At 72.9% G+C, this 18,688-nt stretch carries 17 protein-coding genes and 1 riboswitch; of the genes, 11 read left to right on the forward strand and 6 right to left on the reverse strand.

Features of this window, described 5'->3' with window-relative positions:
* Window positions 1–31 precede the first annotated feature (31 nt).
* Both AB0E05_RS25975 and AB0E05_RS25980 read right to left on the reverse strand, forming a co-directional pair.
* The gene (locus AB0E05_RS25975) at window positions 32–1,438 is read right to left on the reverse strand and encodes a solute carrier family 23 protein (protein ID WP_361967589.1); all 1,407 of its coding nucleotides are present in this window, start codon (window positions 1,436–1,438) and stop codon (window positions 32–34) included.
* A 321-nt stretch (window positions 1,439–1,759) separates the two neighbouring features.
* The gene (locus tag AB0E05_RS25980; RefSeq protein ID WP_361967591.1) at window positions 1,760–2,992 is read right to left on the reverse strand and encodes an MFS transporter; all 1,233 of its coding nucleotides are present in this window, start codon (window positions 2,990–2,992) and stop codon (window positions 1,760–1,762) included.
* Window positions 2,993–3,141: 149 nt separating this feature from the next.
* Between AB0E05_RS25980 and AB0E05_RS25985 the strand changes: the two genes are divergently transcribed.
* Entirely contained in the window at window positions 3,142–4,308 is a 1,167-nt protein-coding gene (locus tag AB0E05_RS25985; RefSeq protein ID WP_361967593.1) for an ROK family transcriptional regulator, read from the forward strand.
* Window positions 4,309–4,779: 471 nt separating this feature from the next.
* Here AB0E05_RS25985 and AB0E05_RS25990 read toward each other — a convergent pair whose 3' ends face one another.
* Window positions 4,780–5,955: a response regulator gene (locus AB0E05_RS25990; protein WP_361967595.1), complete on the reverse strand. Its 1,176-nt coding sequence runs from the start codon at window positions 5,953–5,955 to the stop codon at window positions 4,780–4,782.
* The gene (locus tag AB0E05_RS25995; protein WP_361967597.1) at window positions 5,948–6,193 is read right to left on the reverse strand and encodes a hypothetical protein; all 246 of its coding nucleotides are present in this window, start codon (window positions 6,191–6,193) and stop codon (window positions 5,948–5,950) included. Before AB0E05_RS25995 ends, AB0E05_RS25990 begins: the two co-directional genes overlap by 8 nt.
* Before the next feature lie 323 nt (window positions 6,194–6,516).
* On the opposite strand from AB0E05_RS25995, the gene AB0E05_RS26000 reads away from it, so the two are divergent.
* The 9 genes from AB0E05_RS26000 (at window position 6,517) to AB0E05_RS26040 (ending at window position 14,033) form a co-directional block, all read left to right on the forward strand.
* Entirely contained in the window at window positions 6,517–7,500 is a 984-nt protein-coding gene (locus AB0E05_RS26000; RefSeq protein WP_361967599.1) for a D-2-hydroxyacid dehydrogenase family protein, read from the forward strand.
* A gap of 307 nt (window positions 7,501–7,807) precedes the next feature.
* A riboswitch (FMN riboswitch) is annotated at window positions 7,808–7,938 on the forward strand.
* Window positions 7,939–8,096: 158 nt separating this feature from the next.
* Complete coding sequence (gene ribD, locus AB0E05_RS26005) at window positions 8,097–9,197, forward strand: bifunctional diaminohydroxyphosphoribosylaminopyrimidine deaminase/5-amino-6-(5-phosphoribosylamino)uracil reductase RibD (RefSeq protein ID WP_361967601.1); 1,101 nt, start codon at window positions 8,097–8,099, stop codon at window positions 9,195–9,197.
* Window position 9,198: 1 nt separating this feature from the next.
* Window positions 9,199–9,810: a riboflavin synthase gene (locus tag AB0E05_RS26010; RefSeq protein ID WP_361967603.1), complete on the forward strand. Its 612-nt coding sequence runs from the start codon at window positions 9,199–9,201 to the stop codon at window positions 9,808–9,810.
* Window positions 9,807–10,451 (forward strand): nicotinamide mononucleotide transporter family protein, encoded by a 645-nt coding sequence (locus AB0E05_RS26015; protein WP_361967605.1) that lies wholly within the window; start codon window positions 9,807–9,809, stop codon window positions 10,449–10,451. The genes AB0E05_RS26010 and AB0E05_RS26015 overlap by 4 nt, the downstream gene beginning before the upstream one ends.
* The gene (locus tag AB0E05_RS26020; protein WP_361967607.1) at window positions 10,448–11,743 is read left to right on the forward strand and encodes a bifunctional 3,4-dihydroxy-2-butanone-4-phosphate synthase/GTP cyclohydrolase II; all 1,296 of its coding nucleotides are present in this window, start codon (window positions 10,448–10,450) and stop codon (window positions 11,741–11,743) included. Before AB0E05_RS26015 ends, AB0E05_RS26020 begins: the two co-directional genes overlap by 4 nt.
* Window positions 11,744–11,807: 64 nt before the next feature.
* A complete protein-coding gene (gene ribH, locus AB0E05_RS26025) occupies window positions 11,808–12,293 on the forward strand; it encodes a 6,7-dimethyl-8-ribityllumazine synthase (protein ID WP_361540981.1) in 486 nt (161 codons plus the stop codon).
* A 34-nt stretch (window positions 12,294–12,327) separates the two neighbouring features.
* Window positions 12,328–12,609, forward strand: coding sequence for a phosphoribosyl-ATP diphosphatase (locus tag AB0E05_RS26030; RefSeq protein ID WP_361967610.1), 282 nt, complete (start codon window positions 12,328–12,330; stop codon window positions 12,607–12,609).
* A 105-nt stretch (window positions 12,610–12,714) separates the two neighbouring features.
* A complete protein-coding gene (gene hisG, locus AB0E05_RS26035; protein ID WP_361540987.1) occupies window positions 12,715–13,563 on the forward strand; it encodes an ATP phosphoribosyltransferase in 849 nt (282 codons plus the stop codon).
* A 14-nt stretch (window positions 13,564–13,577) separates the two neighbouring features.
* On the forward strand, window positions 13,578–14,033 hold the full coding sequence (locus AB0E05_RS26040) for a PH domain-containing protein (RefSeq protein ID WP_361967613.1): 456 nt from the start codon (window positions 13,578–13,580) through the stop codon (window positions 14,031–14,033).
* 24 nt (window positions 14,034–14,057) lie between these two features.
* Here AB0E05_RS26040 and AB0E05_RS26045 read toward each other — a convergent pair whose 3' ends face one another.
* Complete coding sequence (locus tag AB0E05_RS26045) at window positions 14,058–15,992, reverse strand: AAA family ATPase (RefSeq protein ID WP_361967615.1); 1,935 nt, start codon at window positions 15,990–15,992, stop codon at window positions 14,058–14,060.
* A 373-nt stretch (window positions 15,993–16,365) separates the two neighbouring features.
* The gene (locus AB0E05_RS26050) at window positions 16,366–16,950 is read right to left on the reverse strand and encodes a hypothetical protein (RefSeq protein WP_361967617.1); all 585 of its coding nucleotides are present in this window, start codon (window positions 16,948–16,950) and stop codon (window positions 16,366–16,368) included.
* A 216-nt stretch (window positions 16,951–17,166) separates the two neighbouring features.
* Here AB0E05_RS26050 and AB0E05_RS26055 point away from each other — a divergent pair, with 216 nt between their 5' ends.
* Window positions 17,167–18,552: a peptidase C39 family protein gene (locus AB0E05_RS26055; RefSeq protein WP_361967619.1), complete on the forward strand. Its 1,386-nt coding sequence runs from the start codon at window positions 17,167–17,169 to the stop codon at window positions 18,550–18,552.
* The last annotated feature ends 136 nt before the right edge of the window (window positions 18,553–18,688 follow it).

Genomic DNA, 18,688 nt, shown 5'->3' on the forward strand with positions numbered 1-18,688 from the left:
CCACAGACGGCCCGCAAAGGGCGCAAAAACCCTAGGCGCGGGCGTCCTTGCCGTTGGCGTCGCCCGTCCCGTTCTCGTCGTAGCTGGAGGTGCCCGCGTCCAACAAGGGCTCCTCGGACTTCAGGTGCGCCGGGGCGAAGGCCCGCAGCACGTGGTAGCCGGTGATGACGACGATGGTGCCGAGCGCGATCCCGCCGAGCTCGAAGTCGTCGGTGATCTTCAGGCTGACGCCGCCGACGCCGATGATGATGCCCGCCGCCGCGGGGACCAGGTTCAGCGGATTGCGCAGGTCCACCTTGGCGTTGATCCAGATCTGCGCGCCGAGCAGGCCGATCATTCCGTACAGGATGACGGTGATGCCGCCGAGCACCCCGCCGGGGATCGCGGCCACGACCGCACCGAACTTGGGGCAGAGGCCGAAGAGCAGCGCGAAGACGGCCGCGGCCCAGTAGGCGGCGGTCGAATAGACCCGGGTGGCCGCCATGACGCCGATGTTCTCGGAGTACGTGGTGTTCGGCGGGCCGCCCACGGCGGTGGAGAGCATGGACGCGGCGCCGTCCGCGGCGATGGCCGTGCCCAGCTTGTCGTCGAGGCGGTCCCCGGTCATCTCGCCCACGGCCTTGACGTGCCCGGCGTTCTCCGCGATCAGTGCGATGACCACCGGCAGGGCGACCAGGATCGCCGACCACTCGAAGGCGGGGGCGTGGAAGGACGGCAGGCCGATCCACTCCGCCTGGCCGACGCCGGAGAGGTCCAGCCGCCAGTGGTCGACCACCTCGCCGCCGACCGGGGAGTTGATCTTGCCGAAGACCCGGTCGAGGACCCAGGAGAGCAGATAGCCGAAGAGCAGACCGAGGAAGATCGCGATCCGGGAGAAGAAGCCGCGCAGACACACCACCGCGAGCCCGGTGAACAGCATCACCAGCAGGGCGGTCCACTGGTCCTGGGGCCAGTACGTGCTGGCGGTGACCGGTGCGAGGTTGAAGCCGATCAGCATCACGACGGCGCCGGTGACGATCGGCGGCATCGCCGCGTGGATGATCCGCGCGCCGAAGCGCTGCACCGCGAGGCCGGACAAGAAGAGGGCCACGCCGACGACGAAGACCGCGCCGGTGACGGTGGCGCTGTCGCCACCGCTCGCCCGGATCGCGGCGGCGACGCCGACGAAGGAGAGCGAACAGCCGAGGTAGCTGGGCACCCGCCCGCGGGTGGCCAACAGGAAGATCATCGTCGCGACGCCGGACATCATGATCGCGAGGTTCGGGTCCAGGCCCATGAGGACCGGGGCCACGAAGGACGCCCCGAACATCGCCACCACGTGTTGGGCGCCCAGGCCCGCGGTGCGTGGCCACGAGAGCCGTTCGTCGGGGCGTACGACGGCGCCCGGAGCGGGGGTCCGCCCGTCGCCGTGCAGGGTCCAGCGCACGCCGAGGTTCACGGGCGGCTCCACTTCTTCACGTCTTCGCGGTCGTCTGCTGCGGTGCGGTGCCGACGTCGTACGACGTCGGCTCGGCGCCGGCGCAATCGTAGTGGCATGTTTCAGCCAAAGTTCCCGCGCGGGTTCGGTTCGTGAAGTGCGCCCACGGGACGTGTCACCCGGAGCTGGCCGTCGAGCAAGTCGACTCGATCGCCGGCTGGCCGGCGGTACGTCCGCCAGTGCGTCACCGGCGGACGTGGAGAGGGGCCCCGGGCGGACGGGGTGGCAGTGGGTCCGCCCGGGGCCGACTGTGGGGTGGGCGCCGCGAGCAGCGCCCACCGGTCAGGGGCTGCGCTCGGCGATGGTGCGGTCGGCGGGGGCGGCGGGATCCGCCGACGCCGGCCCCGTACTCGTCCGCCCGGCCGAGCGCAGCACCCCTGCACCCAGCACCAGCCCCATCGCCAGGGCCGTGACCAGCCCGAAGGAGACGACCAGGCTCGTCGCGTCGGCGACCGCACCGATGGCGGACGGTGCGATCAGCCCCGAGGTGTACGTGATGGTGGCGACGCCCGCGATCGCCTGGCTGGGGCGCGGGCCGCTGCGCCCGGCCGCCGCGAAGGCGAGCGGGACGACGACGGCGACGCCGAGGCCCAGGAAGCCGAACCCGGTCAGGGCCACCGCCGGGTGCGGGGCGCTCACCACGAGCAGTCCGCCGAGCGTGGCGAGGACCCCGCCCGTACGGACCGTGCGCACCGGTCCGAAGCGGTCCACGACGCGGTCGCCCGCCAGTCGCGCCGCGGCCATGGTCAGGGCGAACGCGGTGGTGGAAGCGGCGGCCAGGCCGGGCGAGGTGTCCAGCACGTCGCGCAGATAGACCGCGGACCAGTCCAGGCTCGCGCCCTCGGCGAAGACCGCGCAGAACCCGATGGCGCCGATCACCACCGCCGACTTGGGCGGCAGGGCGAACCGCGGCGGCGGCTCCTCGTCGGGGGCGCTGTGCTGGTCGAGTACGAACTGGCAGGCCAGGAGGCCGAGTACGGTGAGCACGGCGGCGGCGAGCGCATGGTGCACCCGGGCGTCGGTGTCGAGGTGCGCGGCGAGGGTGCCGCCGGCCGAGCCGACGAGCGCGCCGGCGCTCCACATCCCGTGCAGCCCCGACATGATCGAACGGTCGAGGCGGTTCTCCAACTCGACGCCGAGCGCGTTCATCACCACGTCCGACATGCCCGAGGTCGCGCCGTACACGAAGAGCGCGGCGCACAGGCCCAGCAGATTGGGCGCGAGGGAAGGCAGCGTCAGCGCGAGCGTCCACAGGGCGAGCGTGAGGCGCAGTGCGGTGCGGGCGCCGAGGCGGTGACTGACCGCGCCCGCCAGCGGCATCGCGAGCGAGGCGCCCACCGCGGGGAAGGCGAGCGCCAGGCCGAGTTGGCCCGCGCTGATGTCGGCGTGGTCCTGGATCCAGGGGATCCGGGTGGCGAAGCTGCCGGTCACCGAGCCGTGCACGCAGAAGACCGCGGCGAGCGCGAACCGCGCCCGCCTCAGCCTCTGTGGGCCTTCGACCTTCACGTCCCCCATGCCCTGCCCCTCCCAGTTGGTGGCTGCCTGCCTGGCGTAAACTATCAGGAACCTTGCCTGATAGTTAGCTCGTGTGCCAGTCGTTTTTCGTCCGCGCTCCGCAGCGCCCCTCGTCTGGCCGGGGGGAATCGATCTGGAAGGATTCCGACATGGCCGCATCCCCGAGCACCGCCCGGGTCATCAACGACCGCCTCGCCCTCCGCCTCCTCCAGGACGAAGGTCCGCTGACGGCAGGGCAGTTGAAGTCCCTGACCGGGCTCTCCCGACCCACCATCGCGGACCTCGTCGAGCGGCTCCAGACGTCCGGGCTGATCGGCGTCGTCGGCGAGGCGGGCGCACAGCGGCGCGGGCCCAATGCGCGGGTGTACGGGATCGTCGCCGACCGGGCCCACCTCGCCGCGCTCGACGTGCGCACCCAGGGCGTCTCCCTCGTCGTCGCCGACCTGCTCGGCCGCACGCTCGCCGAAGCGTCCCTGCCGATCGACGCCGGCACCGCCACCGGACCCGCGGTCGCCGCCGCGGTCGCCCTGCTGGAGCGCACCGCGGCCGACGCGGGCGCGTCCCGGCTGCACACCGTGGCCATCGGTGCGCCCGGGCTGATCGACCCCGTCACCGGCGAGCTGCGGAACTCGGGCCTGTCCGGCTGGCACGGCAGTCTGGTCGCCGCCCTCCAGGACCGGCTGTCCGCACGGATCGTGCTGGAGAACGAGACCAACCTCGCCGCGGTGGCCGAGCAGCGGGCCGGCGCCGCCCGCGACCGCGACACCTTCGCCTTCCTCTGGTTCGGCGTCGGCGTGGGCGCCGGCCTCTTCCTCGACGGTCGACTGCGCCGGGGGGCTTCGGGCGGCGCGGGCGAGATCGGGTTCCTGCCCGTGCCGGGGACCGGCGGGCTGCCGTCCACCGCCGACTGCGCCGGCGGCTTCCACTCCCTCGCCGGATCGGCCGCGATCTGCGCCCTCGCCGAGGAGCACGGGCTGAAGGTCGGCGAGGCGCCGGCACCCGCGGCGGCGGCCGTGGTCGCCGAGGCGGTGGCCGCGGGCGAGGACGGCTTCCTCGACGCCCTCGCCGACCGGATCTCCGTCGGCGCCGCCGCGGTGGTCTCCGTGCTGGACCCCGGCTGCGTGGTCCTGGGCGGGGAGACCGGGCTGGCGGGCGGCGCGGAACTGGCGTCCCGGGTGGCCGCCCGGCTGGTCGGCCTCAACCCGCTCTCCACCGAGGTGCGCCCCGGTCAGCTCGGCGGCTCGGCGATCGTCCTCGGCGCGCTGCTGACCGCGCGGGACCGGGCGCAGGAGGAAGTCTTCGCCCCGGGCGCATAGGCCGCGCCCGCGCCCGTCTGGCCCCTTGGTACCCCTGTGCCTCTGGACGTAGCCGCCGTCACCGTGCGGGAGCGTTGGTCTCCGCGGCCCGGTGGTGGACTTGTCGCGCAGTTCCCCGCGTCCCTGATGTGCTGCCCCCGTCCTTTGTCTGCGGCTGGGGCGTGTCTTATGGATCTTGCTGGGCTCGCGTGCCCTGGCACCGCTCCCCCTGGGCCTTCGGCCCGGGAGGTACCCCCACGCCGCGTTCTCGTCGGTCACCGACACTCCGTGTCGATTCTCCCCCGGGGCCTGGCGGCCCGGGTGGGGGCGCCCCCACGCGTAGCCGTGGGGGAGTACCCCCATCCTCCGCCTTGCGATCCATGGCACCAGACCCCGCTCACTCACCCAGCCTGATCCATAAGACACGCCCTAAGGCAGGCGTTTTTGAGGGCGCCGGGCCCAGGCCATCCGGACGGGACTACACGGGGCCGGTCAGTGCCTCACGCGGGCCGCCGCGCGTCGCTCCAGGTAGATGCCGGTGAAGACGGCCACCTTCGCTCGCAGCACCCAGGGGTCGAAGGGCTTGCCGATGTAGTCCACCGCGCCCGCCGCGTAGCCGCGGGCCGAGTGCTCGGGGTCGGCGCCCATCGCGGTGAGGAAGATGATCGGCACGTTGGAGTTCCGGCTGCGCCGCTTGATGTGCGCCGCGGTCTCGTACCCGTCCATCAGCGGCATCTGCACATCCAGGATGATCACCGCGAAGTCGTCGTGGTCGAGCAGCGCCTTCAGCGCCTCGCGCCCCGACGACACCGCCACCAGCTCCTGGTCGAGCGTCGACAGCACCGCCGTCATGGCCAGGAGGTTGTCCGGCTGGTCGTCCACCACCAGCACCTTCGGCAGGGTGCGGTCCTCGGGCAGCGGACCGGCGTACGGCGGCGTCAGCGTCGGCAGGCCCTCGACGCCTGGTGCCGGCCCGGCGGGTCCCACCGCTGCCGCCGGCCCCGCGGTGGTCGCCGCCACGCCCTCGACCGCCTCCAGTTGACGCTCCAGGAGCCCGCAGCGCTCCTCCGCCCGGTCGCGCTGGAGCCGGGTCGCCGCCAGTTCCTCGCTGAGCCGGCCCACCTCGCCGCGGAGTTCGTCGCGCTCCCGCAGCAGGTCCGACGCCTCGGGAGCCGCGGCGGCCAACCGGTCGGCCCGCTCCCGCTCGACGCTCCACTCGGCCTCCAGCTGCCGCAGCCGCACCTCCAGGTCCGCGATCCGGTGCTGCCGGTCGAGCAGCGCCTCACCGAGCACGTCACCGCGCACGGCCTGCCGCCGCGAGACCCGGTCGGCGTCGGCCAACTGCCGCTCCAGCACCTCCACGGCGTGCCGGGGCGAACCGGCGGTCGCCACCGCGGCGCGGTGCAGCGTCCGCACCAGCTCGATGGCGTCGGGGGTGGCCGCGACGCCCAGGTGCTCCGCGAGATCGGTGAACAGGTCCATCACCACCTCCCACGGCGGTACGCGGGTGCCGCTGAGGTAGCGCGAGAAGGTCCCGGCGTCCCGGACGCGCCGTACCGCGTACCGCCGCACCGACACCTCCAGCCCCAGGAACAGCCGGCGCAGGGCCATTGCCAGTTCCCGGGACTCCTTGCTCAGGTCGGGGGCGAGCGGACGCAGCTCAGCCATGCCCCTCACCGCCCTCCGGCCGGCCCGAAGGGTGCACCGGCGGGGCCGGTGCGGGCGCCTCGGGGGCCACCAGCCCGTTGAAGAACGGCACCGCGACCCCGGCCGCGGCCAGTCCGCACAGCACGCTGCGTGCGGTGCCCTCGCCCGCGAGCGCGGCGAGCACCCCGGCCCCCACGCCCGCGAGGACGGCCAGTAACAGCACCAGAGCGGACCTGGGCGACAGAAGCGGTCGTTCCATCGCGTCCCTCCCTTGTCTCGCCCGACCGGACACCGGTGGGGACGCCACGTCCTCCCGACGGTCGCGGAAGGGCGAGCCCAGCATGGAGTGCCGGGGGCGCGTTGCGCCCGCGGATGGATGAACCGGCAACGTTGGCAATCGCGGAGCGGCGGGCGCCGCCTCGCAGTGCGGCCCGTTCGCCCAGGTCACGGGCGGACGGCGGCCGACGGGACGTGCGTCGCGCGCCTGCCGTTGCCCGGCAACGCCACCCCGTTGCGCAGACGGCCGCACCACGCGCCGGGGTACGCTCCCGCCCATCGAACGACGTGGGGAGCGTGGGGCGTATGAGCGGTACGGGGAACGTGAGGACGAGGCTGCGCTGCGCCGTACTCGACGACTACCAGGGGGTCGCCCGTTCGCTCGCCGACTGGTCGAGGATCGCCGACCGCGTCGACATCCGCTTCATCGGCGAACACCTGGGCTCCCACGACGAGGTCGTCCGGGCGGTGGGGGAGTGCGAGATCGTGGTGGTGATGCGCGAACGCACCCCGTTCCCGGCCGAGTTGCTCGATCGACTGCCCCGGCTGCGGTTGCTGATCACCTCCGGCATGCGCAACGCCTCCCTCGACCTCGTGGCAGCCGCCGCCCGCTCCATCACGGTCTGCGGCACGGCCAGCAACTCCGAACCGCCCGCCGAACTGACGTGGGCGCTGATCCTCGGCCTCGCCCGCCACGTCACGGTCGAGAACGCGGCCCTGCGCTCCGGCGGCCCCTGGCAGCAGACCCTCGGCACCGATCTGCACGGCCGGCGGCTCGGCCTGCTCGGACTCGGCAAGATCGGCACCCAGGTGGCCCGGGTCGGCGCCGCGTTCGGCATGGAGGTGACGGCGTGGAGCCAGCACCTCGATCCCCAGCGCGCCGCCGCGCAGGGCGTGGTCGCCGCGTCCTCCAAGGAGGAACTGCTGGAGCGCAGCGACGTCGTCTCCGTGCACCTGGTGCTCAGCGACCGCACCCGCGGACTGATCGGCGAGCCCGAACTGCGCCGCATGCGGCCCACCGCCCTGCTCGTCAACACCTCCCGCGCCGCGATCGTCGACCAGACGGCGCTGCTGCGGGCCCTGCGCGAGGGCTGGATCGCCGGCGCCGGTGCGGACGTCTTCGAAACGGAACCGCTGCCGGCCGACGACCCGTTGCGCACGGTCCCGGGCTTCCTCGCCCTGCCGCACCTGGGGTACGTGACCCGGCGCAATTACGAGGGCTACTACCGGGAGGCGGTCGAGGACATCGAGGCGCATCTGGCGGGCGCTCCGGTCCGGCTGCTGGGCTGAGGCCCGGTATCCGCTGGGCGCCGCGAGTCGCGCCGTCGCGCGCACCGCGGCCGAGCCGCGACGGGAACGCCCGGCGGCGGCAAGGGCCGGGACTCCACCGCCGGGCGTCCGCACCCCGCGCGCGAGCGGAGTGCGCCCGAGACTAAAAGGACTAGACCATTGCGTCAATAGGGCAGCGGACAAGCTCAGTTGAACGGCCGCCCGGACCTGGATCCGGAATGAATCCCCGCCCCCTTGTGAGTCACCCCACAGAAGGTCACCCGTTTGGCTCATCGCCACGCGTGGCACACTGGGTTCGTATCAGCAGTAGCGCACTCCGGGGTCGGTGAAATTCCGAGCCGGCGGTTAAAGTCCGCGACCCGTCCGCCGCCAGCGGTCGGTTGACCAGGTGAAATTCCTGGACCGACGGTGAAAGTCCGGATGGGAGGCAGTGCGCGGCGGGCGGCCCTTGTCGGCACGTCGGCCGTACGGACGCTGATCGTCCCCTTCGCGGGCGGTCGGCGCCTTCGCGGCCCGGCGCAGCCGCGGTGCACCACCCGTTCCTGTCGTCGATCGACGCGCCCCGGAGTCCGTGCCCGAAGAGGCAGGAGGACCCGGTGGCCACCACCGCCGACATCAACGCCATGCGCCGAGCCGTCGCGCTCGCCGCCCGCGGCCTCGGCGCGACCAGCCCCAACCCCGTCGTCGGGTGCGTCGTCACCGATGCCTCCGGCGCTGTCGTCGGCGAGGGGTACCACCAGCGCGCCGGCGGCCCGCACGCCGAGGTCCACGCCCTGCGCGCGGCCGGTGACCGAGCCCGCGGCGGCACCGCGTACGTCACCCTCGAACCCTGCAACCACACCGGCCGCACCGGCCCCTGCGCCCGCGCCCTGATCGACGCCGGCCTCGACCGGGTGGTGTACGCGGTCGGCGACCCGAACCCGCGGGCCACCGGCGGCGCAGCGACCCTGCGCACGGCCGGCGTGCAGGTCGAGGGCGGACTGCTCGCCGCCGAAGCCGAGGCGGGCAACACCGCCTGGCTCACCTCCGTGCGCACCGGCCGCCCGCACGTCCTGTGGAAGTACGCCGCCACGCTCGACGGCCGCACCGCCGCCGACGACCGCACCAGCCGCTGGATCACCTCCCCCGAGGCCCGGGCCGACGTCCACCGGCTGCGCGCCGAGGCGGACGCCGTCGTCGTCGGCTCCGGCACCCTCAAGGCCGACGACCCGCACCTCGCGGTCCGCGGCGTCGACGGCGCGACCCAGCCGCTGCGGGTCGTCCTCGACACCCACGCCACGATCAGGCCGGACGCCCGTGTCCTGGACGACGCGGCCCCCACCCTGATCGCCGTCGGCACCGACGCCGACACCAGCGAGATCCCCGGCGCCGACGTCGTCAGGCTCCCCGCCGACCCGCACACCGGCGCCGCCCTGTCCGTCCCCGCCCTGCTCGCCGAGTTGCACGCCAGGGGCGTGCGCTCGGTCCTCCTGGAGGGCGGCGCCACCCTCGCCGGAGCGTTCGTCGCCGCCGGCGCGGTCGACAAGGTCGTCGGCTACCTCGCCCCCGTCCTCCTCGGCGCCGGCCCGGCCGCACTCGGCCCCGCCGGAATCAGCACGATCGCCGAAGCGTTGCGGCTCGACATGACCGAGGCCGTACGCATCGGGCCGGACCTGCGGATCACCGCCGTCCCCGCCACCGCCCCCAAGGAGCGCTGAAGTGTTCACCGGAATCGTCGAAGAGCTGGGCGAGGTCACCGCAGTCGAGGACCTCGGCGACGCCTCCCGCTTCCGCCTGCGCGGCCCGCTCGTCACCGAAGGCGCCCGGCACGGCGACTCCATCGCCGTCAACGGGGTCTGCCTCACGGTCGTCGAGACGGCCGACGGCGAGTTCACCGCCGACGTGATGGCCGAGACCCTGAAGCGCTCCAGCCTCGGCGCGCTCGACGTCGGCGCGCGCGTCAACCTGGAGCGCCCGACCGCCGTCGGCGGACGCCTGGGCGGACACATCGTCCAGGGCCACGTCGACGGCGTCGGCACCATCACCGCCCGGACCCCCTCCGAGCACTGGGAGGTCGTGGAGATCGCGCTGCCCGCCCCGCTCGCCCGCTACGTCGTCGAGAAGGGCTCCATCACCGTCGACGGCGTCAGCCTCACGGTCGTGGACGCGGGCGACGACCGGTTCACCGTCAGCCTCATCCCCACCACCCTCGCCCTCACCACGCTCGGCGTGAAGCAGCCCGGCGACCCGGTCAACCTGGAGGTCGACGTGATCGCCAAGTACGTGGAGCGGCTGCTCGGCGCCCGCGCGGCCGGGGAGACGGCTCGATGAGCGCCGTCTCCTGGCTGAACACGGAGGCGTTCACCGCCTTCGGACAGCACATCCTGTGGTCCGACATGATCGGCAGCTCCATCGGCCTGTTCGCCCTCGCCCTCGGCTGGCGCCGCTCGGTGTGGACCTGGCCCGCCCAGCTCGCCTCCGGCGCCGTCCTCGTCGCCGCGTACGCCTCCGCCCAGCTCAGCGGCGGCGTCGGCAAGCAGCTCCTGGTCATCGCGCTCGCCCTGTGGGGCTGGCAGCAGTGGACCCGCGGCAACCGCCGGGCGCAGGACGGCTCCGTCGCCGTGCGCTTCGCCACCTGGAAGGAGCGCGGACTGCTCGCCGGCGGGGCGCTGGTGGGCACCCTCGCCGTCGGCGGGCTCTTCAGCCTGTACCCCTCGCTGTCCTGGAGCCCCTGGGCCGACGCGTACATCTTCGTCGGCACCCTCGTCGCGATGGTCGCCCAGGCCCGTGGACTCGTCGAGTTCTGGTTCGCCTGGCTCCTCGTCGACCTCGTCGGCGTGCCCCTCGCCTTCAACAGCGGCCTGGCCTTCTCCGGCCTCGTCTACGTGATCTACTTCGCCCTCGTCCTGTGGGGCCTGCGCGACTGGTGGCTGCGCTCGCGCACCCCCGCCCTGGAAGGAGCACCGGCATGACCACGGCTCCCACGTGGTACTCCACCGACAACGTGGAGGACTTCGCCCTCGACCCCGTCGAACAGGCCATCCACGACATCGCCGCCGGCCGACCCGTGGTCGTCGTCGACGACGAGGACCGCGAGAACGAGGGCGACCTCGTCATCGCGGCCGAGAAGGCCACCCCCGAGATCGTCGCCTTCATGATGAGCGAGTGCCGCGGGCTGATCTGCGCCCCCATGGAGAGCGACGAACTCGACCGGCTCGACCTCCCGCAGATGGTCGAGCGGAACACCGAGTCCATGCAGACCGCCTTCACCGTCTCCGTCGACGCCGCGCCCCGGTACGGCGTGACCACCGGCATCTCCGCGGCCGACCGCGCCACCACCCTGCAACTGCTGGCGAACGGCACGGCGGGCCCGGCCGACTTCGTCCGCCCCGGCCACGTCTTCCCGCTGCGGGCCAAGCCCGGGGGAGTGCTCACCCGCAACGGCCACACCGAGGCCGCGGTCGACCTCGCCCGGCTCGCCGGGCTGCGCCCCGCCGGCGCCATCGTGGAGATCGCCGGCGAGGACGGGGTGATGCTGCGACTGCCGGAGCTGATCCCCTTCGCCCGCAAGCACGGGCTGACGATCATCTCCATCGAGGACCTGATCGCCTACCGCCGCGCCTCGGAGCCCACCGTGCGGCGCGAGGCCGCGGTCGACCTGCCCACCGCCTTCGGCCGGTTCACCGCCTACGGCTACCGTTCCACCCGCGACGGCGTCGAGCACGTCGCCCTCGTCCACGGCGACCTCGGCGACGACGGCAGCGACGACGTACTGGTGCGCGTCCACTCCGAGTGCCTGACCGGCGACATCTTCCACTCCCTGCGCTGCGACTGCGGACCCCAGCTCCAGGAGTCCATGCGGCGCATCGTCGAGGCCGGCCGGGGTGTGGTGGTGTACCTCCGCGGCCACGAGGGCCGCGGCATCGGGCTGATGTCCAAGCTGCGCGCGTACGAGCTCCAGGAGCGCGGCCGGGACACCCTGGACGCCAACCTGGAGCTGGGGCTGCCCGCCGACGCCCGCGACTACGCGGCCGGCGCCCGGATCCTCGCCGACCTCGGGGTGCGCGGCCTGCGGCTGATGACCAACAACCCCGACAAGGTCAGTGCGCTGGAGGAGCACGGTCTGACCGTGCACGGCCGCGAGCCGATGCCGCTCCAGGCGGGCGAGCACAACCTGCGCTACCTGCGGACCAAGCGCGATCGGATGGGGCACGACCTGCCCTGGCTCGACCCCGGCGCGGTCTCCACCTGCAGCACCCAGTAGGACCGGCAGCACCCGTCACCCCCCCACCATTTCAGCTCCACCCACATCTGCACCGAGGAGAAGCGTGAGCGGCAAGGGCGCACCCGAACTGTCCGTACGAAACTGCGGGGACCTCCGCGTCGCCGTGGTCGCCGCCCAGTGGCACGAAAAGGTGATGGACGGACTCGTCGAGGGCGCCCTGCGCGCCCTGCGGGAACTCGGCATCGACGAGCCGACGCTGTTGCGCGTCCCCGGCAGCTTCGAGCTGCCCGTGGTCGCCAAGGTCCTCGCCGGCCGCGGCTACGACGCCGTCGTCGCCCTCGGCGTCGTCATCCGCGGCGGCACCCCGCACTTCGAGTACGTCTGCCAGGGCGTCACCCAGGGACTGACCCAGGTCTCCGTGGACACCGGCGTCCCCATCGGCTTCGGAGTGCTCACCTGCGACACCGAGGAGCAGGCCCTGGACCGGGCCGGCATCGAGGGGTCGCGCGAGGACAAGGGACACGAGGCGGTGACCGCCGCGGTCGCCACCGCGGCGACGCTGCGCTCCGTGAGCGAGCCCTGGCGCTGAGCGGGCCGCCCGGACCCCGTACCCTGAGACCATCATGGCGAACACGACCCGCAAAAGTTTCGAAGAACTCTTCGCCGAGCTCCAGCTCAAGGCGGAGACCGGCGACCCCGCCACCTCCCGCACCGCCGAACTGGTCGACAAGGGCGTCCACGCCATCGGCAAGAAGGTCGTGGAGGAGGCCGCCGAGGTGTGGATGGCCGCCGAGTACGAGAGCAAGGAAGCCGCCGCGGAAGAGATCTCGCAGCTGCTCTACCACGTCCAGGTGATGATGGTGGCGCGCGGGATCTCCCTCGACGACGTCTACGCCCACCTCTGAGCCGCCCCGTCGACCGACCCTCCCGTCCGACCGCACGTCCACGCACGACCCGTCCCGATCCGCCCAGCACGCATCCGTAGATCACACGAAGGAAGCCGATCACTCATGTTGCGCATCGCCGTCCCCAACAAGGGTTCACTGTCCGGGCCTGCGGCGGCGATGCTCCATGAGGCCGGCTACCAACAGCGCAAGGAGTCCAAGGAGCTGGTGCTCGTGGACCCCGAGAACGAGGTCGAGTTCTTCTACCTCCGCCCGCGCGACATCGCGATCTACGTCAGCTCGGGCCGGCTCGACATCGGCATCACCGGCCGTGACCTGCTGCTGGACTCCGGTGCGAACGCCGAGGAGATCCTCCAGCTCGGCTTCGCCCGCTCCACCTTCCGCTACGCCACCCGGCCCGGCACCGCGCGCGGCGTCCAGGACTTCACCGGCATGACCGTCGCCACCTCGTACGAGGGCGTCGTCGCCAAGCACCTCGCCGAGCAGGGGATCGACGCCTCCGTCGTCCACCTCGACGGGGCCGTGGAGACCGCGGTCGAACTGGGCGTCGCCCAGGTCATCGCGGACGTCGTGGAGACCGGGACCTCGCTGCGCAACGCCGGCCTGGAGATCGTCGGCGAGCCGATCATGACCTCCGAGGCGATCGTCATCCGGCGCACCGGCGCCGAGTCCGACGACCCCAAGGTGCAGCAGTTCCTCCGCCGCCTCCAGGGCGTCCTGGTCGCCCGCAGCTACGTGATGATGGACTACGACTGCCGGGTCGAGCACCTGGAACAGGCCGTCGCCCTCACCCCCGGCCTCGAATCGCCCACGATCTCCCCGCTGCACCACGAGGGCTGGGTGGCCGTCCGCTCGATGGTCGAGGCCAAGGAGGCCCAGCGGGTCATGGACGACCTGTACGAGCTGGGCGCCCGCGCCATCCTCACCACCGCCATCCACGCCTGCCGGCTCTGAGGACCCTGCGAACCATGTCCACGCACCAGCCCGGATCCCCCGTGCTCCCCGTCACCTTCCGCCCCGGCCGCACCCGCATCGTGCTGCTGTGCGTCGGCACGGTCATGTTCACCGTGATCAGCGCCGTCGGGCTCACCCTCGACCGGCTCAGCGCGGGGGAGCGGGCCAGCTTCGTCGTCACCGCGGGGCTCTTCCTCTTCGTGCTCTACCTGCTGGCCCGGCCCAAGGTCGTCGCGGACGAGGACGGCGTCACGGTCGTCAACATCACGCGGGTGCGACGGCTGGCGTGGGCCGAGATCCTGCGGGTGAACCTCCGCCCCGGCGACCCCTGGGTCTATCTCGACCTCAGCGACGGCACCAGCCTGCCCGCGCTCGGCATCCAGCCGGGCATCGCCCAGAGCAAGGCCGTCGCGGACGCCCGTGCGCTGCGCGCCCTCGCCGAGGCCCGGAGCACTCCCGGCACCGCCTGACCTGCTGACCTGCCGGACCGGCCGTCAGGACGACGGCGGGTCCTGCGGGCCGCGTTCCAAGGGGCCGCGGCCCGACAGGACCTCGCCGTACGCCTGCATCAGATCGGGCAGCCGCAGGGTCGACAGATCCTCCCGGGTCGGCGTGCCCGGATAGCCGGAGAGCCGCAGATCCCGGTAGGCGCAGCTCTTCTCGTACAGCGTGCGCAGGAAGCGGCCGTTGCCCAGCTCGTCGATCCAGCGCTGGTCGACCACGTGGCCGCAGATGGAGCGCAGCTCCTCGACGGACTCCTCGTCCCAGCTGTCGCCGTTCTCCGCGGCCAGCACCTCGCCGATCGCGGTCAGCTCCAGCGGACGGTAGGAGGGGAAGTCGACCCGGGTGGCGAAGCGGGAGGTCAGCCCGGGGTTGGCGGTCAGGAGCCGATCCATCCCCTCGGGATATCCGGCGAGGATCACCACCAGGTGGTCCCGACTGTCCTCGGCCCGTTTGAGGAGGACCTGGAGCGCCTCGTCGCCGTAGGCGTCGCCCTTGGCGTAACCGGTGTTGGACAGGCTGTACGCCTCGTCGACGAAGAGGACGCCGCCGAGCGCCGAGTTGATCAGGTCGTTGGCCTTCACCGCCGTCTGCCCGAGGAACTCGCCCACCAGGTCGGCGCGTTGTGCCTCCACCAGGTGGTCGCCGCCGAGCAGCCCCAGCGCGTAGAAGACCCGGCCGAGTATCCGGGCGACGGTGGTCTTGCCCGTGCCGGAGGGGCCGGAGAAGACGAAGTGGCGCTTCGGGGGCTGTACGGGCAGGCCCTGGCTGGCCCGTAGCCGCGCCATCTCCAACTGCGCCGACAACGCCTTGACCTGGCGCTTGACCGGCTCCATCCCGACCATGCGCTCCAGCTCGGCCAGCGCCTGGGCGAGCAGCACCGGATCGGTGGGGCCGGCGGGGAAGAGCGGCGGAGCGGGCGCGGTCGAAGCGGACTCGCGGCGCCGGATCGCCTCGGGCGCACCGGGGGAGCCACCGGGCGGCTGGGCCGACACGTCGGACGGGGCGGTCGGATCGAGCGGGGACGCCGGCTCGCCGCCGGGCCGCAGGTCGGTCGCCGTCGGCCCCTCCGCCTCGACCTCCGTCGCCTCCTGCCCGTATCCGGCGAGGCTGACCGCGAGGCCCGCCGCGTCGTAGCCGGCGGCGGCGTCCACTCCGTCCAGGCCGTCGAACTCCGCGATCGCGGCGAGCCGGGCCGCGGTGTCCATGAACGCCGGGTCGATACGGTGCACCGCGCGGTACAGCGGCAGGGCCGCCGCGGTCCGGCCGGTGCCCTCGTGGGCGCGGGCCAGCCAGTAGCGCAACTCCTTGCGCTGCGGCTGTTCGCTGCGGCACCGCATCAGGGCGGTCGCCAGCAGCGGCTCCGCCTGCCCGTACATCTCCAGCCGCACCCGCGCCATCCCGGCGAAGAGCCCGGCCTCGATCCCCAGCAGCGGATCGTGGACCAACTGTTCGGTGTGGCGGACGAGTTGTTCCCAGTCCTTGACGAGGTACGCGCGGCAGGCGTGCAGAAAGCGGACCTGCGGATCGGTGTCGATCGGCGGCAGTCCGGCGAGCGCCCGGTCCAGCTCCGGGACGTGGCGGCCGTCGAGCCAGTGGGAGGCGTGGGCGAGCAGCAGGTCCCGCGGGGTCTCCAGGACCGGTTGGACCCACCAGCCGAGCCAGTACCAGGAGTTCAGGGTGCGGCGGTGGCGGTGGCGCTGCTCGCCGAAGCGGTCGCGGGCCCGGAACATGCGCAGCAGGGCGTTCGCGGTGTCCACCCGCAGGGCGTGGAGCCCGAGCCAGCCGTCGGCCATCCCGGGGTCGAGCCGTACGGCGGTGCGGAACTCCTCCTCGGCCTGCGGATAGGCCCCCATGGTGTACGCGTCGACGCCGCGCACCCAGGCGAGGTCGGCCGGGGCGGTGCCGCCCTGCGTGCCGATGTCCATCAGGTCCCCCACAAGTACACCGACGTAAACCACCTTGTCGCGGACGGGAATTGGCCCGGCCGAGGCCCCACCGAAGGGCATCGTACCTGCGGGGGGACGCCTGGTTTAAGGCCACCGGGGAGTGATCCGGCGACGGTGACCGAGGGTTAGGAGTGGCGGCCGGCGGCGGCGCGACGGAGGCAGAACGAAGCCCCCGATCACGGGGGAACAACCGGGGGCTTCGCGTCTGCGGCAGCTTCGAAAAGCCGCACATTGAGAACGTAAGACCTGGACACCCCCCGGGTCAAGCGGAGTTCAGGCACTGATGGGGCGGATTCCCGACGCGTGGTACTGGCCGGCAAGGGGCGTCACTCTATGTGATGATCCGATGCGCTCATGCGGTCGCCATGGGCCCCGGGTGCACCTCGTATCCCTCGGGGCACTCCTGAACCAGTGCATCCGCGAACGAGCGCGAAGGATCGGCCAGGAAGTGTTGGGTCTCGGCCACGGTCCAGCTGTCCCAGAAGGCCGAAAGGCCGATTCCGTCCCGTTGCCGGCCCCGGAGCCAGGAGTCCTCGGGGGAGCGCTCCATCCACAACAGCCGGGCCAGGTGCGGGCGCAGCGCGGCGCGGCCCGCTCCCACGCCCTCGATCAGCACCACCGGGGCGGCCGGCAGTTCCCGGGCGGGTGCGAAGTGCCGCGCCACCCAGTCGTACGGTTCGTAGTGCGCGGTGATGCCCCGCGACAGCGGATCGACGACCTGGTCGAGCACCCGGCCGGTCCAGTCGAAGTACGCCTCGTGGCTGGCGAGGTCGTCGAGGTGCAGCACCGGCACCTCGCCGCCGAGCACGGTGGCGAGTCGGGCGGCGAAGGTGCTCTTGCCCGAGCCCGCGTGCCCGTCGACCGCGACCAGCCGCACCGGCCCGCAGGAGGGCGGTCCCGCGTACAGCGACCCGGCCAGCCGTTCCACATCGTCCACACCACCACCCTACGGGGGCCGGCGCACAGCCGCCCGTGGGTGCGCGTCCCGCCGCCGGACCAGGTACGGAAGGCAGCGCGGGCGCCAGTGGACCAGACCAATATTGGTCGTACGACGCAGGCCCCGGGCGCTGGCCGAAACGGCGAGCAGGGGTGATAGTGGCCTCCGGCGCGGCAGCCCGCGCCATCCGCTGGGCGCACTCGACTTGGGGGTTCCATGGCCAGAGCCACTACGCGCAGGTCCGTGCTGGGTGCGGCGATCGCCGCGGCGGCCGGAGCCGGGGCGCTGTCCACCTCCACCGCCCTCCCGGCGGTCGCCGCGCCCGATTCGCCCGACGCTCCCGATGCGCCCGTGAGGACCACCCTGACCACCTGGACCGTTGACAACCGCTTCTGGACCTCGTACACCGACTGGCGCTGCGGCACCGCCGAGGGCACCCGCGCCGCGCCGGGGCAGCGCCCCGGGGTGGTGGTCGACCGCGCCGTGGGCGTGGTGGACCACACCGATCCGCACACCGGACGGACCGAGCGCTACGAGTACGCCACCTGGACCTCGCCGGAGCACCGCTCCGCGGTGCCGGCGACCGAGGTGGTGACCTCGTGGAACGCACACACCCCCGCCGGCACCTGGATCCAGGTCGAACTCGGCGGCACCTACTCCGACGGCACCCGCACGCCCTGGTACGTCATGGGCCGCTGGGCGGCCGGCGACGGCGACGTCCGCCGCACCTCGGTCGACGGCCAGACCGACGGCAGGTCGAGCATCTGGACCGACACCTTCTCCGTGGACGACGCGGCGAGCGGGCTGCGCCTGGCCGCGTACCGACTGCGTCTGACGCTGTACCGCCGGCCCGGCACCCGCCCCACGCCCACGGTGTGGCGGCTGGGCGCGATGGCGTCGGACGTGCCGGACCGCTTCACCGTGCCGGCGTCCGAGCCGGGCCCGGCGCGCGAGTTGGCCGTGCCGCGCTACTCGCAGAACATCCACATCGGCCGGTACCCGGAGTACGACAACGGCGGCGAGGCGTGGTGCAGCCCGACCTCCTCGCAGATGATCGTCGAGTACTGGGGACGCAAGCCCACCGCCGACGACCTGGCCTGGGTGAACCCGGACTTCGACGACCCCCAGGTGTGCCACGCGGCCCGCCAGACCTACGACTACCAGTACCGGGGCTGCGGGAACTGGTCCTTCAACGCGGCCTACGCCGCCACCTACCCCGGCATGAACGCCGTGGTCACCCGGCTCGCCTCGCTCACGGACCTGGAGCGCCTGATCCGGGTGGGCATCCCGGCGATCACCTCGCAGTCCTTCCGCAAGGAGGAGCTGACGGGCGCGGGCTACGGCACGGCCGGCCATCTGATGACGGTCATAGGGTTCACCCCGGACGGGGACGTGATCGCCAACGACCCCGCGTCCGACGACAACGAGGCCGTGCGCCGCGTCTACCGCCGCCGCGAGTGGGAGAACATCTGGCTGCGGACCAAGCGGTACAACGCCAGCGGTCGGGTGGTGTCCGGCACCGGTGGCATCTGCTACCTCTTCTGGCCCGAGCGCCCCACGCCGGCCCAGCGCAAGGCGCTGGCGGCGTTCGGCATCCACTGAGGGACGGCAGGGGCGGCAGGGGCGGCAGTCGGGCCACGGGGCCGCGGGGTGCAATCGGGCCATCGGGACGACTCTTTCCCCTGGTGACGCGGGTACGAAGATCGGGCATACTCGACGCGCCGACACAGCCGTGCAG

The organism is Streptomyces sp. NPDC048057 (genome assembly GCF_040653095.1).
Taxonomy (GTDB): domain Bacteria; phylum Actinomycetota; class Actinomycetes; order Streptomycetales; family Streptomycetaceae; genus Streptomyces.